This is a genomic window from Streptomyces sp. A0592 (assembly GCF_004795115.1).
Lineage (GTDB): Bacteria > Actinomycetota > Actinomycetes > Streptomycetales > Streptomycetaceae > Streptomyces > Streptomyces erythrochromogenes.
Genome location: NZ_SSBM01000019.1, coordinates 47,438 through 59,660 on the forward strand (window position 1 = coordinate 47,438; position 12,223 = coordinate 59,660).

The window sequence follows — 12,223 nt, forward strand, 5'->3', positions numbered from 1 at the left end:
CAGTCAACAGCTGCGGTCGGCCCCGTCGGATGATGGGATGGCGGGTATGGCCGCAACCACGGAGGGCGAGGGCGCCGCCGAGCGCCGGGATCTGGTCGTACGGGCAGCCGTCGCGCAGGGGCTGGTGGGCGGGACCGACTCCTCGGAGCCCCTGGTCTGCCTGCTGGACACCGACGGGATCCGGGCCTCCGCGGCGGCCCTGACCGCCGCCTTCGCCGGCGCCCTGGCGCCCGGCACGCCCGTCCTGCACGCCTTCGCCGTGAAGGCCGCCCCGCTCGTGCCGGTGCTGCGGCTGCTCGCGGACGCCGGGCTCGGCTGCGAGGTGGCGAGCCCCGGCGAGCTGGCGCTGGCCCGGGCCGCCGGGGTCCCCGCGACCCGGACCGTCCTGGACTCCCCCGCCAAGACCACCGCCGAACTGCGCGAGGCGCTGGCGGCGGGCATCGCCGTCAACGCCGACAACCGCCAGGAGCTGGAACGCCTCGACGCGCTCGTCGCCGCGGCGCCCACCGCGTCCCCGATCGGCGTGCGGATCAACCCGCAGACCGGCGCGGGCGCCATCGACGCGCTGTCCACGGCGACGTCCACCTCGAAGTTCGGCGTCGCCCTGCGCGATCCGGGCGCGCGCGAGTGGCTCGTACGGGCCTTCCTGGACCGGCCGTGGCTGACCCGGCTGCACATCCACTCGGGCTCCCAGGGCGTCCCCCTGGAGCTGATCGCGCAGGGCGTACGGGAACTGCACGCGCTGGCCGAGGAGATCAACGCGGCGGCCGGGCGGCGCCGGATCGACACCCTCGACATCGGCGGCGGGCTGCCGGTCAACTTCGCCTCCGACGAGGCGACCCCCACCTACGCCGGGTACGTGTCCGCCCTGCGCGAGGCGGTCCCGTCGCTCTTCGACGGCAGTTACGGCCTGGTCACCGAGTTCGGCCGGTCCCTGCTGGCCAAGCACGGCCTGGTGCTGGCGCGGGTCGAGTACACCAAGAGCAGCGGCTCCCGGCCGATCGCGCTCACGCACGCCGGCGTCCAGCTGGCGACCCGCACCGCCTACGCGCCGGCGGCCTGGCCGGTGCGGATCCTGCCCTACGACGCGAAAGGCGTCCCGAAGGCCGGCGATCCGGTGGCCCAGGACGTCGCGGGGCCGGCCTGCTTCGCGGGGGACCTGCTCGCCACGGCCCGGGAGCTGCCGCCGCTCGCCCCCGGCGACCTCATCGGCGTACCGGACACCGGCGCGTACTTCTTCACGGCCCACTACGGCTACAACAGCCTGCCGCGCCCGGCGGTCCACGGCTTCACCGTGACCCCGCGGGGCAGCGTCCGCTTCAGCCTCGCCCGGCCCGCGCAGTCCCCCGCGGACATCGTGGCGGAGGCGGGCGGCGGCTTCGGCGACGCGTTGCTGTAGCCGGCTCAGCCCGCCAGGGTGGCCGCCAGCGCCGGGGCCAGGCCCGCGACCAGGTCGTCCGGGCTCAGCGCGGTGACCGCGGGCAGCCGCAGCAGGTAGCGGGTCAGGGCCAGGCCCAGCAGCTGGGCGGAGACGAGGCCGGCAGCGCGGGCCGCCCGCTCGTGGCCGAGGGCCGCCGCCAGCGCCGGGGCGACCTGCGCCGCGAACACCTCCCGCATCCGGTCCGCGGCCTGCTCGTTGGTGACGGCCGAGCGCAGCAGCACCAGCAGGGCGTCGTCGGCCGGATCGCCCTCCCACCGCTCGACGAAGTGGCGCACGAGGGCGGCGGGAAGCTCCCCGGCCGGCATGGCACCCAGGTCGGGCAGGCGCAGGTCCACCGCCAGCGCGGCGTCGAAGAGCTGCTCCTTGCTGCCGAAGTACCGCATGACCATCGACGGGTCGATCTCCGCATCCGCGGCCACCGCCCGGATGGTCGTGCGTTCGTACCCCTGGGCGGCGAACCGCTCGCGCGCCGCGCGCAGGATCACGGCCCTGGTCCGGTCGGATGAGCGTCGCTCCGTCATGTCAACAACCGTAGGCCAACATGCGTATGCCAACAAGCGTTGACATACATGCACGGCAGGCGCACCATGATGCCAACAGCCGTTGGCCAACAATCGTTGGCACGCCGGAGGAGGTCACGATGACCAGCACCGCCGCACTCCCGCTCCCCGCCCGCACCGAGGTCGCCATCGTCGGCGCCGGCCCCACCGGACTCGCCCTCGCCGTGACCCTGGCGGGGGCCGGCATCGACTTCGTGCTCCTCGACCGGCAGGCCGAGGGCGCCAACACTTCCCGCGCCGCCGTCGTGCACGCCCGCACCCTGGAGGTCCTCGACGCGCTCGACCCGAGCGGCGCACTGACCGCGGACCTCGTCGGCCGCGGCGTCCCCGTCTCCCGCTTCCGGATCCGCGACGGCGCCCGCCCGCTCGCGGCCGTCGACTTCGACCGCCTGCCCACAGCCCACCCGTACGCGCTGATGGTGCCCCAGTACGAGACCGAAGCCGTCCTGCTGCGCCGCCTTCGGGCGCTCGGCGGCGACGTCCACCGCCCGTACGAGGTGGCCGGCGTCGCCCAGGACGCGGACGGGGCCACCCTCACCACCGCCACCGGCGAGACACTGCGCGCCGCGCACGTCGTGGGCGCCGACGGGATGCACAGCACGGTCCGCACGGCAGCCGGCATCGCCTTCGAGGGCAGCGCCTACGAGGAGTCCTTCGTCCTGGCCGACGTGGGCCTGGACTGGGCCCCGGGCCCGCGCGAGGTCTCCCTCGTCTTCGGCGCCGCCGGGCTCATGGTGGTCGCGCCGCTGCCCGGGGGCACCGCCGGCGCCTCCAGGCGCTACCGGATCGTCGCCACCGTCGCCGAGGCCCCCGCCGAACCGGACCTCGCGTTCGTCCGGCGCCTGCTGGACGAACGCGTCCCCGGCCAGGCAGCCGTCCGCGAACTGATCTGGTCCTCCCGGTTCCGGATCCACCACCGCGTAGCCGACCGCTACCGCGCGGGCCGCCTGCTGCTCGCCGGGGACGCCGCCCACGTGCACAGTCCGGCCGGCGGCCAGGGCATGAACACCGGCATCCAGGACGGCTACGCCCTGGGCCGCGCCCTGGCCGGCGGCGACCTCGACGGCTACGAGGCCGCGCGCCGCCCCGTCGCCCTGCGCGTGGTGGCCCTCACCGACCGGATGACCCGGGTCGCGACCACCCGGAACAGGGCACTGCGCGCCGTGCGCAACACCCTGCTGCCCGCCCTCGCCCGCATCCCGGCGCTGCGCACGCGCCTGGCCACCGAGCTGGCGGAGCTCAACTACCGCTGAGGCTCAATCCACGAACAGCCCGCGGGCCGCCGCCCGGGTGTCGAAGGCCTCCAGGCGGGCCTGCGCGTCCGGCAGAGCGTCCGCCATCGCCTCCAGCAGCACCCGGCCCAGCAGCATCGGCGCGCACGCCGTGTCGAAGGCCAGGCCGGTGCCGACCGGGGCGGGGATCAGCAGGTCGGAGTGGCGGGCCACCGGGGCGAAGGCCGAGTCCGCGACCGTCACCACGGTCAGGCCGGCCTTCCGCGCACGGTCCAGCGTGTCCACGACCTCCCGCGGGTGCCGGGGCAGCGCGAAGCACAGCAGCGCCGTGGCGCCCTCGTAGCGGGCCGCGTCGATGCGGTCCTCCATCATCGAGCCGCCCTCGTCGAGCAGCCGTACGTCCGGATGCACCTTGGCCGCGAAGTACGCGAAACCGCGCGCCTGCGAGGACGCCGCCCGCAGCCCGAGCACCGGCAGCGGGGTCGAGGCGGCGAGCAGCCGCCCCGCCTCCTCGACCGGCGCGGGGTCGGCGAGCATCTCGGCGAGCTGCCGCAGGTTCTCGATCTCGCCCAGGACGGCCTGCTGGTACTCGTTGTACGAGTCCTCCCCGACCGCGGCGGCCCGCTCGGCCGGAGCCACCTCGCGCAGGTGCTTGCGCAGCGCGGGATAGCCGTCGAAGCCGAGTGCCACGGCGAACCGGGTCACCGACGGCTGGCTCACCCCGGCCAGCTCGGCGAGCTCGACGCTCGACAGGAACGGCACCTCCGCCGCCCCGCGCACCATGCAGTGCGCGATCCGCCGCTGGGTCGGCGTCAGCCGGTGCCCCTCGAACAGCGCCTGGAGCCGCGCCGCCGGGCTGTCGCTCATGCCGTCCCCCTCCGTCCCGGTGATTTATTCAGTCACGGAGCACTCTGCATGCGGTTATGCAGCGGGGCAAGCCGGTGCCCGCGATGCGGATACGGGGGCTAGCCCCAGTGCCGGGGCCTGCGGCGCTTCCTACGGTGGGGGCATGGACGCCCACGCCCAAGAGCTGAAGAAGGAACTCGACGCGACGCTGAAGGCCCGGCGGGATCTGGGTCCGGAGTACGAGGCCGCGCTGGTGGACTCGTTCGTCGAGAAGGTCGACACCCAGGTCCGGCGCCGGCTCGCCGAGGAACGCCTGGCCGCGGCCCGCGGGGAGGGCCCGTACGCCGGCCCGGCGGACGGGAACTTCGGCGAGCGCTTCGGCTTCGCGATCATCACGCTGGTCCTGGCGGTCCCGCTGTCGGCCATCGCGGCCGTGCAGACGGGCTTCAAGGGGCTCGTGGTGGCCTGGGCGGGCATCGTGGGGGTGAACTTCATCCACGCCGCCCGTCTGCGGCGCGCTCGGCCGGATTCCCTCGACTGACCGTCGCACCCGAAGACCGTATGCGCGGGGACCGCCGCACCCTCGCGGGCGAGGGGCGGGACGACGGCGGTCCCCGCACAGGACACGGCCGGGTCAGGGCCGTCCGCGTCCATGGCGTTCGCCGGTCCGGGAGCCGCTCCGGAGGTGTGCGAACACCGTCGGTGGTGCCGGCCCGGTCCGGTTTCCCGGGCTCCTTGCCGACAACCACCACTGTGCCGGAGCCGTGTTAAGGCCGTGCTGCTGTCACGTGTCCGGCCCGTACCGTTTGCGCTACGGCCGGAAAACGCGGGTGCCCGGGGCGGGCGCCGGGCCGTGGGCCCGCGCGCCCCGTCCCCGGGCGGGCAGCGGGCTACTTCGCGGTCTTCGCCAGGAAGGCGAGGAGGTCCTGGCGGCTCACCACACCGGTGGGCTTGCCCTCGACCAGCACGATCGCCGCGTCGGCCTCGCCGAGCACCGTCATCAGTTCGGACACCGGCTCGCCGGAGCCGACCTGCGGCAGCGGGGAGCTCATGTGCTTCTCCAGCGGGTCGGTGAGCGAGGCGCGCTGTGCGAACAGCGCCGCGAGCAGCTCCTTCTCGACCACGGAGCCGATGACCTCGGCGGCCATCACGTCGGGGTGGCCGGCGCCCGGCTTGACGATCGGCATCTGGGAGACGCCGTACTCGCGCAGGACCTCGATGGCCTCGCCGACGGTCTCCTCGGGGTGCATGTGGACGAGGGAGGGGATGCCGCCCTCCTTGTCGTTCAGCACGTCGCCGATGCGGGCGGCCGGTCCGGCCTCCTCCAGGAAGCCGTGTCCGGCCATCCACTCGTCGCTGAAGATCTTGCTGAGGTAGCCGCGGCCGCTGTCCGGCAGCAGGACGACGACCACGTCGTCCGGGCCGAGGCCCTCGGCGGCCTTGAGCGCGGCCACGACGGCCATGCCGCAGGAGCCGCCGACGAGCAGGCCCTCCTCCTTGGCGAGGCGGCGGGTCATCTGGAAGGAGTCCTTGTCGGACACCGCGATGATCTCGTCCGTCACGTTCGGGTCGTAGGCGGTCGGCCAGAAGTCCTCGCCGACACCCTCGACGAGGTACGGGCGGCCGGAGCCGCCGGAGTAGACCGAGCCCTCGGGGTCGGCGCCGATGACCTTGACCTTCCCACCGGACACCTCCTTGAGGTAGTTGCCCGTACCCGAGATCGTGCCGCCCGTGCCGACGCCGGCGACGAAGTGGGTGATCTTCCCGTCCGTCTGCTCCCACAGCTCGGGACCGGTGGTCTCGTAGTGCGAACGGGGGTTGTTCGGGTTGCTGTACTGGTCGGGCTTCCAGGCGCCGGGCTCGCGTGCGAGGCGGTCGGACACGTTGTAGTACGAGTCCGGGTGCTCGGGGTCGACGGCGGTCGGGCAGACCACGACCTCGGCGCCGTACGCGCGCATGACGTTGATCTTGTCCATGGACACCTTGTCAGGGCAGACGAAGATGCACTTGTAGCCCTTCTGCTGGGCCACGATGGCGAGTCCTACACCCGTGTTGCCGCTGGTCGGCTCCACGATGGTGCCACCGGGCTTGAGGGCTCCGCTCTGCTCGGCGGCCTCGATCATCCGTACGGCGATCCGGTCCTTCACGGATCCACCGGGATTGAAGTACTCGACCTTCGCAAGGACGGTGGCCTGCAGGCCTTCGGTCACACGGTTGAGCTTCACCAGCGGGGTGTTGCCGACGAGGCTGATCATCGAGTCGTGGAATTGCACCATGTTCTCCAAGGAGGGGACTCCACGGGTTCTCCGGGAGGTCCGGCCAGGGTATGCGGAAAGGGATTGACCGACCGCTCGTACGGGGCAGGTAGGGGTCAATGAGACGCGAGGAGGTGGCCTGAAGGATGTCCAGGGCGAGAACAGCCCGCCGGATCGCGGCGGGGGCAGCGTACGGCGGAGGCGGCCTCGGACTCGTCGGGGCCGCCGCGGTCGGGCTGGTACTGGCGGAGGTGCAGTTCGCCAAGCGCACGGTGGGCACCGGGCTGGGCGAGCCGCCGCGCGCGGACGGGCTGTACGGGAGCGAGTTCGGCGGCGTGGAACAGAGCCCGGGCCCGCTGCGGCTGGGCATGCTGGGCGATTCCACGGCCGCCGGGCTCGGGGTGCGCCGGGCCCGGCAGACTCCCGCGGCGCTGCTGGCCTCGGGGCTCGCGGCGGTCGCGGAGCGGCCGGTGGAGCTGCGCAACGTGGCTCTGTCGGGTGCCATGTCGGACGATCTGGACCGCCAGGTGGGGCTGCTGCTGGACCGGGACGCGCCGCCGCCCGACGTCTGCGTGATCATGATCGGCGCGAACGACGTGACGCGCCGGATGCCGCCGACCCAGTCGGTGCGGCTGCTGACGTCGGCGGTGCGCCGACTGCGCCTGGCGGGTGCCGAGGTCGTCGTGGGCACCTGCCCGGACCTGGGCACGATCGAGCCGGTGTACCAGCCGCTGCGCTGGCTCGCGCGCCGCGTGTCACGGCAGCTGGCCGCCGCGCAGACCATAGGGGTGGTCGCACTGGGCGCCCGTACGGTCTCGATGGGGGACCTGCTGGGCCCCGAGTTCGCCGCGAACCCGCGCGAGATGTTCGGCCCGGACTCCTACCACCCGTCGGCGGAGGGGTACGCGACGGCCGCCATGGCCGTGCTGCCGACGCTGTGCGCCGCGCTGGGCCTGTGGCCGGAGTCGGACCGCCTGGACGTGTCGCGGGACGAGGACATGCTGCCGGTGGCCAAGGCCGCGTCGGCCGCGGCGGGCCAGGCGGGTACGGAGGTCACGGCGGCCCGCGGCCCCTGGGTCCTGCTCAAGCACCGCCGGCGGCGGCGGGTGCCGGGCGAGGACCCGGCCCCCGCGGCCCCGGACACGGCGGAGCTCGCCCCGTAGCCGCACGGGTCCTGCGGTCCACGGCCGGGGAGGCGCACCCTTGGGGTGTGGCCCCCGGCCGGCCGGGCCGGTGGGAGCGACCGGCATCACACCCCCAGGCCGGTGACCTCGACCGTACGGGGCGGTAACTTCGCATCCGGTCCCGCAACGACGCACCCCTTGGAGTCCCGATGCCCGAAGCCGTCATCGTTTCCACCGCCCGCTCTCCCATCGGGCGCGCCTTCAAGGGATCCCTCAAGGACGTCCGCCCGGACGACCTGACCGCGACGATCATCCAGACCGCCCTCGCCAAGGTCCCCGAGCTGGACCCGCGCGAGATCGACGACCTGATGCTGGGCTGCGGCCTGCCGGGCGGCGAGCAGGGCAACAACCTGGCCCGCATCGTGGCCGTGCAGATGGGCATGGACTTCCTCCCGGGCACGACCATCACCCGCTACTGCTCCTCCTCGCTGCAGACCTCGCGCATGGCCCTGCACGCCATCAAGGCGGGCGAGGGCGACGTGTTCATCTCCGCGGGCGTGGAGACGGTGTCGCGCTTCGCGAAGGGCAACTCGGACTCCTGGCCGGACACCCACAACCCGCTCTTCGGCGACGCGGAGGCCCGTACGGCCGCCGTCGCCGAGAGCGAGGGCTCGTCCTGGCGCGACCCGCGCGAGGACGGTCTCGTCCCCGACGCGTACATCTCGATGGGCCAGACCGCGGAGAACCTGGCCCGCCTCAAGGGGGTGACCCGCCAGGACATGGACGAGTTCGGCGTCCGCTCCCAGAACCTGGCCGAGCAGGCCATCAAGAACGGCTTCTGGGCCCGCGAGATCACCCCGATCACCACCCCGGACGGCACGGTCGTCTCCACCGACGACGGCCCGCGCGCCGGCGTGACCCTGGAGGGCGTGCAGGGCCTCAAGCCCGTCTTCCGCCCCGACGGCCTGGTGACGGCCGGCAACTGCTGTCCGCTGAACGACGGCGCCGCCGCGCTGGTCATCATGAGCGACACCAAGGCCCGCGAGCTGGGTCTGACCCCGCTGGCCCGGATCGTCTCCACCGGTGTCACCGGCCTCTCCCCCGAGATCATGGGCCTGGGCCCGGTCGAGGCGTCGAAGCAGGCCCTGAAGCGGGCCGGCCTGACGGTCGGCGACATCGACCTCTTCGAGATCAACGAGGCCTTCGCGGCCCAGGTCATCCCGTCGTACCGGGACCTGGAGATCCCCCTTGAGAAGCTGAACGTCAACGGCGGGGCCATCGCCGTGGGTCACCCCTTCGGGATGACCGGCGCCCGCCTGACCGGCACGCTGATCAACAGCCTGCAGTTCCACGACAAGCAGTTCGGCCTGGAGACGATGTGCGTGGGCGGCGGCCAGGGCATGGCGATGGTCATCGAGCGGCTGAGCTGAGCCGTAGCGGAGGGTAGGGGTCGGCCCGAGGAACGAGGGCCGGCACCTGCCCGCAGCGGTGGCGAAGCCCAGCGCGACCAAGAAGCAGAGCGGCTGAGCTGAGCCGTAGCGGAGGGTAGGGGTCGGCCCGAGGAACGAGGGCCGGCACCTGCCCGCAGCGGTGGCGAAGCCCAGCGCGACCAAGAAGCAGAGCGGCTGAGCTGAGCCGGCTCGATGGCGCCGGAACCCCTCTCGTACGTAGCCGAAAGTAGGGCTCCGATCACTGGATCATGGGCGGGGCCAGGCGCCGCACGGACCCTTGGCCCGTACTGACGCCGGTTCTAATCCCGTCGCGGCCGACCTGTGACCGAATCTCCCCCAGGATGTGACCTATGTCCTGGGGGATCGGTGTTTATGCAGGTCAGAACCTGCGCAGAGGTGCAAGGTGTGACGAAAGCCCTGTCCATTTCGTGACGTAATGCACTGCACGCCATTCCCAGGCCGGGACACTCTGATGTAGGAAGTCGGGGGATCGAATCACCTCAGGAGTTAGTCAGTGAGCGCCATGTCTCTTGCCCTGCTGCTGACCACGGCCGCTGCCACGGCCGTGGGCGCTGCTGCTCTGCACGCCGTCCACGGTCTGCGCAAGCAGGTCGCCGCCCTGCGCAGTGAGCTGGCGGTGCCGGTCCACGCCCGTGGCACGACCGTCCCGCACGCCCGCCACGCCGCCGAGTCCCCCGCCGCGGAGATACGAGCCGCCGTGGCCGAGGCCCTGGCCGAGGAGCGCGAGCGGGAGCTCGCCGAGGCGCGCGCCTTCTGGGCCGCGCAGGAGGCCCGCGACGCCGCAGACGCCCCTTCGCTGCTGGGCGGCCTGCCCGGGCTCGGCGAGGACAGCCCGGTCTTCCTGCCCCGGCAGGCCGACCTGGTGGGCCTGGAGCCGGTCATGGGCGAGGAGGTGCTGGACGAGCTCCCCGGGTACCCGGAGGACTCGCCCGAGCTGGCCGCCGCCCGCCGGCGTCACCCCTCGCACCCCGACTTCGTACCGGTCCAGGCCTCGCACCCCGGTGCCGACCACGAGCGCACCGTGAACCGCCTGGAGGAGCTCGCCGAGGCCCGTACGGCCCTCGCGGACGTCCGTCCCGGCCCGCTGGGCACGCTCGACGTGTACGTCTTCACCGACGGCACGACGCTCTGCATGACCCCGGGGCACCGCGAGACCGCGGAGCGCCTCGCCGAGGCCCTGCGCTCGGGCACCGCCCCAGTCCTGCTCGGCGGCTCGGGGATCTCCGGCGCCTACGCCCTGACCTTCTCCTGCGGTGACGTCGAGGACCCCGACAGCAACGTCTACATCCTCGCGGACCGCGTCATCGCGTCGCTCTGATCTCCGCCTGCTCCACCAGCGATACGGCCTCGTCCAGGATCTCGGACGGGGCCTTCGCGCTTCCCCGGGCGCCCGATCCACCGCGCAGGGCCTCGGCGAGGTCCCGTCCGGCCACCGCCACCTGGTCCCCGACGACGAAGATGCCCGCGTCCGGCATCTCCCGCGGCGCCTCCCCGGGCGCCTCCAGGCCCTGCGCCCGCGACGAGAGCTCGCGGGCCAGCTCCAGCGCCACGGCGGCCGCTCCCTGCTGGAGGCGGCTCTGCGGTGCGGCCCGCAGCCGGTCGGCGAAACGTTCCACGGCGGCGCTCAGGGGCGAAGTATCCAGCACCCGGCCGACCTTACGCGCCGCCCGGGCACCATTGCCAACGGGCGAACTCTCCGGCACGGTGGCGTGAAGAGGACAGCACGGCAATACCTCCGGAGGCGCCCATGTCCGTAGAGTTCTCCGAGCAGACCCACCGCAACATGATCGACAGAATCCCCCAGACCACCGGTCGTGAGGTTTCCGACTGGCTCCGCACCGTCGACGAAGGCCCCTCCCTCGTCCGGTTCGAGGAGAAGGTCAGCTGGCTGCGCGGCGCGCACGAGCTGTCGTACGGCCAGGCGAAGGCGATCATCCACGAGTACGACCTGCGCAGAGCCGCACGCCGGTTCGGCTGACCCCCTCCCCCGACCCCCCAGTCCCTCCACACGCGGGAAGGCCCCGCGAGCTGTCGCTCGCGGGGCCTTCCCCGTGCTGTGCGTGCCGCACCGTGCGGGCCGGGCGGCCCACAGGTGCTGCTAGTCGTCGCCCGAGAGGATCGAGAAGATGCGCAGCATCTCGACGTAGATCCATACCAGGGTCATGGTGAGGGCGAAGGCCGCCAGCCAGGACTCCTCGCGGGGGGCGCCGTAGGTGATGCCGTCCTCGACCTGCTTGAAGTCCAGGGCGAGGAAGCAGGCGCCGAGGATGACACCGATGGCGCCGAACAGCAGGCCGAGGCCGCCGCTGCGGAAGCCGAGGCCGTCGCCGCCGCCGAAGACCGCGAACAGCGTGTTCACGAGCATCAGCAGGATGAAGCCCAGCGTCGCCGCCATCACGAAGCCGTAGAAGCGGCGGGTGACGCGGATCCAGCGCATCTTGTACGCGAAGAGCACGGCGGCGAAGACGCACATCGTGCCCATCACGGCCTGCATGACCACGCCGGGGCCGAGGTAGGTGCTGACGGCCGCGCTGATGACGCCGAGGAACACGCCCTCGAACGCCGAGTAGGCCAGGATCAGGCCCGGGACGGGCTTGCTCTTGAAGGACTGGATCATCGCGAAGACGAACGCGACCAGGGCGGCGCCGATGCCGATGGCGTACGACATGCCGAGGTTGGCCGGGTCGACCGGCAGCAGCACCCAGGAGAGGGTCGCCGTCACGATGAGCACGCCGAGCGTCATGGCCGTACGGCTCACGACGTCGTCCATGGTCATCGCGTTGGTGCGCGCCGGCGCCTGCGGCATACCCGTGGCCGGGTCGGTCGCGTAAGGGTTCGTCGCGTACGGGTTGGTCCCGGCCTGCTGGTGCTGCGCGTCAAAGCCCGCGTAGCCACCGTTGTCGCGGCTGAACCCCCGTCGCGAGAAGACCGGGTTACTGCTCCTCATCTCACTCCTCCGTGGCCACCGAGCGCGGCCTTGCAACAAGAGTAATGCGCTCGCAAAGAAAGCACCCTACTGCTGGAGGAGGATCTTAGGAGAAGGCATGGCGAAGCGCAGGGGATAAACGAGGGAGCCCCGCCGCAACCACGAGGAGGACCTCGCCAGAGCTGCGGAGTGCCCGGAGCCGGACTTGAACCGGCACGGCCCGAAGGCCAGCGAGGTTTAAGCTCGCCGTGTCTGCATTCCACCATCCGGGCAGGGCGTGGCGGCCCCCGTGGAAAAAGCCTTGAACGCTGTGCCGAGCCTATCCGGAACACACTCGCCGCCGACCGGCCGCCTATCCGATGTTGTC

Annotated in this window: 12 protein-coding genes and 1 tRNA gene; 7 read left to right on the forward strand and 6 right to left on the reverse strand. The window is 72.6% G+C overall.

Annotated elements, in window-relative coordinates; all coding sequences use genetic code 11:
- Nucleotides 1–46 precede the first annotated feature (46 nt).
- A complete protein-coding gene (locus E6U81_RS24810) occupies nucleotides 47–1,399 on the forward strand; it encodes a diaminopimelate decarboxylase (protein ID WP_136232302.1) in 1,353 nt (450 codons plus the stop codon).
- Between the two features lie 5 nt (nucleotides 1,400–1,404).
- Here E6U81_RS24810 and E6U81_RS24815 read toward each other — a convergent pair whose 3' ends face one another.
- Nucleotides 1,405–1,962, reverse strand: coding sequence for a TetR family transcriptional regulator (locus E6U81_RS24815; RefSeq protein WP_136232303.1), 558 nt, complete (start codon nucleotides 1,960–1,962; stop codon nucleotides 1,405–1,407).
- A gap of 119 nt (nucleotides 1,963–2,081) precedes the next feature.
- Between E6U81_RS24815 and E6U81_RS24820 the strand changes: the two genes are divergently transcribed.
- Nucleotides 2,082–3,254 carry an FAD-dependent monooxygenase gene (locus tag E6U81_RS24820; RefSeq protein WP_136232304.1) on the forward strand — a complete coding sequence of 391 codons (1,173 nt, stop codon included), beginning with the start codon at nucleotides 2,082–2,084 and terminating at the stop codon, nucleotides 3,252–3,254.
- Nucleotides 3,255–3,257: 3 nt separating this feature from the next.
- Here E6U81_RS24820 and E6U81_RS24825 read toward each other — a convergent pair whose 3' ends face one another.
- Entirely contained in the window at nucleotides 3,258–4,100 is an 843-nt protein-coding gene (locus tag E6U81_RS24825; protein ID WP_136232305.1) for a MurR/RpiR family transcriptional regulator, read from the reverse strand.
- A 142-nt stretch (nucleotides 4,101–4,242) separates the two neighbouring features.
- On the opposite strand from E6U81_RS24825, the gene E6U81_RS24830 reads away from it, so the two are divergent.
- Nucleotides 4,243–4,620, forward strand: a complete 378-nt coding sequence (locus E6U81_RS24830; protein WP_136232306.1) for a hypothetical protein — start codon at nucleotides 4,243–4,245, stop codon at nucleotides 4,618–4,620.
- Nucleotides 4,621–4,969: 349 nt separating this feature from the next.
- Here the strand turns inward: E6U81_RS24830 and E6U81_RS24835 are convergent, their stop codons facing one another.
- Complete coding sequence (locus E6U81_RS24835; protein WP_136232376.1) at nucleotides 4,970–6,352, reverse strand: cystathionine beta-synthase; 1,383 nt, start codon at nucleotides 6,350–6,352, stop codon at nucleotides 4,970–4,972.
- Nucleotides 6,353–6,480: 128 nt separating this feature from the next.
- On the opposite strand from E6U81_RS24835, the gene E6U81_RS24840 reads away from it, so the two are divergent.
- The 3 genes from E6U81_RS24840 to E6U81_RS24850 all read left to right on the forward strand — a co-directional run bounded on the left by E6U81_RS24840 (nucleotide 6,481) and on the right by E6U81_RS24850 (nucleotide 10,248).
- A complete protein-coding gene (locus E6U81_RS24840) occupies nucleotides 6,481–7,497 on the forward strand; it encodes an SGNH/GDSL hydrolase family protein (protein WP_136232307.1) in 1,017 nt (338 codons plus the stop codon).
- A gap of 170 nt (nucleotides 7,498–7,667) precedes the next feature.
- Complete coding sequence (locus tag E6U81_RS24845; protein WP_136232308.1) at nucleotides 7,668–8,888, forward strand: acetyl-CoA C-acetyltransferase; 1,221 nt, start codon at nucleotides 7,668–7,670, stop codon at nucleotides 8,886–8,888.
- Nucleotides 8,889–9,432: 544 nt separating this feature from the next.
- A complete protein-coding gene (locus tag E6U81_RS24850) occupies nucleotides 9,433–10,248 on the forward strand; it encodes a hypothetical protein (protein ID WP_136232377.1) in 816 nt (271 codons plus the stop codon).
- Here the strand turns inward: E6U81_RS24850 and E6U81_RS24855 are convergent.
- On the reverse strand, nucleotides 10,232–10,576 hold the full coding sequence (locus E6U81_RS24855; protein WP_136232309.1) for a hypothetical protein: 345 nt from the start codon (nucleotides 10,574–10,576) through the stop codon (nucleotides 10,232–10,234). The two genes, E6U81_RS24850 and E6U81_RS24855, sit on opposite strands and share 17 nt — an antisense overlap.
- A gap of 101 nt (nucleotides 10,577–10,677) precedes the next feature.
- Between E6U81_RS24855 and E6U81_RS24860 the strand changes: the two genes are divergently transcribed.
- Nucleotides 10,678–10,908 carry a DUF4287 domain-containing protein gene (locus E6U81_RS24860; RefSeq protein WP_030716449.1) on the forward strand — a complete coding sequence of 77 codons (231 nt, stop codon included), beginning with the start codon at nucleotides 10,678–10,680 and terminating at the stop codon, nucleotides 10,906–10,908.
- Between the two features lie 120 nt (nucleotides 10,909–11,028).
- Here the strand turns inward: E6U81_RS24860 and E6U81_RS24865 are convergent, their stop codons facing one another.
- Nucleotides 11,029–11,877, reverse strand: coding sequence for a Bax inhibitor-1/YccA family protein (locus E6U81_RS24865; RefSeq protein ID WP_136232310.1), 849 nt, complete (start codon nucleotides 11,875–11,877; stop codon nucleotides 11,029–11,031).
- Between the two features lie 169 nt (nucleotides 11,878–12,046).
- Nucleotides 12,047–12,128: transfer RNA gene (locus E6U81_RS24870), tRNA-Leu, on the reverse strand.
- Nucleotides 12,129–12,223: the final 95 nt, after the last annotated feature.

Coding starts and splice junctions, on each gene's coding strand:
- E6U81_RS24810 (WP_136232302.1), top strand. CDS start 47: ATGGCCGCAACCACGGAGGGCGAGGGCGCCGCCGAGCGCCGGGATCTG.
- E6U81_RS24815 (WP_136232303.1), bottom strand. CDS start 1,962: ATGACGGAGCGACGCTCATCCGACCGGACCAGGGCCGTGATCCTGCGC.
- E6U81_RS24820 (WP_136232304.1), top strand. CDS start 2,082: ATGACCAGCACCGCCGCACTCCCGCTCCCCGCCCGCACCGAGGTCGCC.
- E6U81_RS24825 (WP_136232305.1), bottom strand. CDS start 4,100: ATGAGCGACAGCCCGGCGGCGCGGCTCCAGGCGCTGTTCGAGGGGCAC.
- E6U81_RS24830 (WP_136232306.1), top strand. CDS start 4,243: ATGGACGCCCACGCCCAAGAGCTGAAGAAGGAACTCGACGCGACGCTG.
- E6U81_RS24840 (WP_136232307.1), top strand. CDS start 6,481: ATGTCCAGGGCGAGAACAGCCCGCCGGATCGCGGCGGGGGCAGCGTAC.
- E6U81_RS24845 (WP_136232308.1), top strand. CDS start 7,668: ATGCCCGAAGCCGTCATCGTTTCCACCGCCCGCTCTCCCATCGGGCGC.
- E6U81_RS24850 (WP_136232377.1), top strand. CDS start 9,433: ATGTCTCTTGCCCTGCTGCTGACCACGGCCGCTGCCACGGCCGTGGGC.
- E6U81_RS24860 (WP_030716449.1), top strand. CDS start 10,678: ATGTCCGTAGAGTTCTCCGAGCAGACCCACCGCAACATGATCGACAGA.
- E6U81_RS24865 (WP_136232310.1), bottom strand. CDS start 11,877: ATGAGGAGCAGTAACCCGGTCTTCTCGCGACGGGGGTTCAGCCGCGAC.